The organism is Methanosarcina spelaei, assembly GCF_002287235.1.
GTDB classification, from domain to species: Archaea; Halobacteriota; Methanosarcinia; order Methanosarcinales; family Methanosarcinaceae; genus Methanosarcina; species Methanosarcina spelaei.
This window is the reverse complement of the sequence record NZ_LMVP01000227.1, coordinates 1-2,159: the sequence shown is the minus strand read 5'-3', so window position 1 is coordinate 2,159 and position 2,159 is coordinate 1. Positions and strand designations below refer to the sequence as shown.

The 2,159-nt window shown below is 34.0% G+C and carries 4 protein-coding genes; 2 read left to right on the top strand and 2 right to left on the bottom strand.

Annotated elements, in window-relative coordinates; genetic code table 11:
• Nucleotides 1-292 precede the first annotated feature (292 nt).
• Together ASJ81_RS11740 and ASJ81_RS11735 are read left to right on the top strand one after the other, a co-directional pair.
• On the top strand, nucleotides 293-487 hold the full coding sequence (locus tag ASJ81_RS11740; RefSeq protein ID WP_095644609.1) for a hypothetical protein: 195 nt from the start codon (nucleotides 293-295) through the stop codon (nucleotides 485-487).
• 159 nt (nucleotides 488-646) lie between these two features.
• Nucleotides 647-991, top strand: a complete 345-nt coding sequence (locus ASJ81_RS11735) for a carboxymuconolactone decarboxylase family protein (RefSeq protein WP_095644608.1) — start codon at nucleotides 647-649, stop codon at nucleotides 989-991.
• A 53-nt stretch (nucleotides 992-1,044) separates the two neighbouring features.
• On the opposite strand, the gene ASJ81_RS11730 is transcribed toward ASJ81_RS11735, so the two are convergent.
• Both ASJ81_RS11730 and ASJ81_RS11725 read right to left on the bottom strand, forming a co-directional pair.
• Entirely contained in the window at nucleotides 1,045-1,512 is a 468-nt protein-coding gene (locus tag ASJ81_RS11730; protein ID WP_095644607.1) for a universal stress protein, read from the bottom strand.
• 178 nt (nucleotides 1,513-1,690) lie between these two features.
• A complete protein-coding gene (locus ASJ81_RS11725; RefSeq protein WP_095644606.1) occupies nucleotides 1,691-2,041 on the bottom strand; it encodes an ArsR/SmtB family transcription factor in 351 nt (116 codons plus the stop codon).
• Nucleotides 2,042-2,159: the final 118 nt, after the last annotated feature.

The following is a 2,159-nucleotide window of genomic DNA, read 5'->3' as shown; positions in this document are numbered from 1 at the left end:
TGCAGTTATTTTTATCAAATAATATAATACTTATTTATATTATATTTTTATTATAAATAATTACCCATTTTATACGACGAAGAGCCCTTTTCTTTTTACTCAGTTAACAAGGTCTGTATCCTGATAAATCTGGTCAAATTTTTAATCTCTAAGACATATCAACTTACTGATGATTCACTCAGCTGATCTAGAATGTATCAAGAATAATTGATACCCACCCTCTGGATTCTTAAAATTTGAACTTCTATTTTAATTATAGTCTTAAAATATCCAATAGAAAAGGAGATTGAACATGAGTAAAGAGAGCGATGCAGTATTGAACGATGCAGTATTGAACGATGCAGTATTGAACGATGCAGTATTGGAAGAAAAGAAACCTGAAGACAACTCAAAAAATGATGAAGACTTACTATATACACATAAACCTGAAAATCGAGGAAATAGTATGCAATGGAACTCTGCTTTTTGCAGAAGACCAGGTCATTAAAAATACTAAAAATACTAAAAATCTCGTAACCTCTAACTGATCGTTTTATAGATAATTCTGGCACTCTTCTATTACCTATAAACAAGTATCCTTTCACTTGAAATCATTTCAAAAGATTCGCAACTAACTATAATAATATTTTTAAATCGGGGTATTGATATGTCATTTTTGAACGAAATGTTGCCTGAAACTGCGGAAGCTTTCGGGAAGATGAGAGAGTCCATATTTAAAGATGCCTTTCTGGATCTTAAAACAAAAGAATTAATTGCTGTCGCTTCTTCGGTCCTTATGCGCTGTCAGTTTTGTGTTGACACCCATTCACAAAGAGCAATTACTGCAGGAGCCGCAAAGGAGGAAATTGCAGAAGCTATCTCAGTTGCAATGTTTATTGCTGCTGGTTCACAGATAGGATGGACTAATATATACGAAGAAAACATATACGATAAGATCTTTGAAAAGGATAGTAAAGAAGAAGAGGACTGTAATTGTTGCTCTGGTGACTGAAAACTTCGTTTCATTATCTTTCAAGTTTTCCTTAACTTCTTACCTAATTTATTCTAATTTTTTTCCTTTACTACAAGGACAGATCTTTTTGAATGTCTTATTACCTTATCTGTTACGCTTCCAAGCAAAAATCTTTCCAATCCACCTTTACCAAGAGTTCCCATCACTATCATATTCACTTTTTTCTGCTCCGCAAATTCCAGGATTACATTAGCCGGGTTACCTTCAATAACCACACCTTCAAAGTCTATTCCCTTACTCTGTGCAACATTATTTGCATATTGAATAGCATTGTCTCCTTCTTGACGTAGAGTTTCCTCTATGACATCCCATTTGGAACCTAGATAAATTGGCGTTTCTAATGTAGGCGGAACATACGCATTTTTGTCCAAAACATAAAGGGCATAGACTTTTGCACCCATTAATTTTGCAAGTTCCATTCCGTGAAGAACGGCGTGTTGACTACACTTAGACCCATCTGTTGCAATTAGAATTACTTGGTAAGTATTGTTAAGAGTCACTAATCTCCCCCAGTTCCAGGATAGTATTGAATTGTGTCGATAACAACTAAACACGAGTAAAGTTATTACAGTATTATCTGAAATACAAGAATCTGAAATACAAGCAAATAAAATTACGAGAGCTGTTCATGTAGCCTTTGAGATTCTGTAAAGAGATTAATTTTGATATTTATCCAGTTTAGAGGGGCTTTATTTTTGAGATAACGTTTAGAATATCGCTAAATTCAGGGTTTAACCTGTAAAAACGCCACTTAGAGTTGTTATAAGCTTCGATAATTCCACAGTTTTTCATGATAGTCAAATGATGGGAAACCAGATTCTGTCTCTCATTCAACTTGAATATCAGTTCGCATACGCAGTGGTCTCTCTGAGAGAGAAAATAAGCAATTTTTAATCTTATCGGATGCCCGAGAGCACTGAATATTTCACTCGCTTTTTTAATGCTATTGTCCAGAAAATCTATTTCCTGGAGCATTTTCTCTTCCCATTCCTTTTTTTTCTCAGGGTCCGCAGGGCAGCAGTAGCTCATAAATAAAAGAAGTTAAGCTTTCTAATTAAAAGTTTTCATATCAATTTTGTTTGATATCTAACATCAGTACTTCGCTAATTTTTCATTTTGTATAAATGAGGTCATTCGAAACCTATAT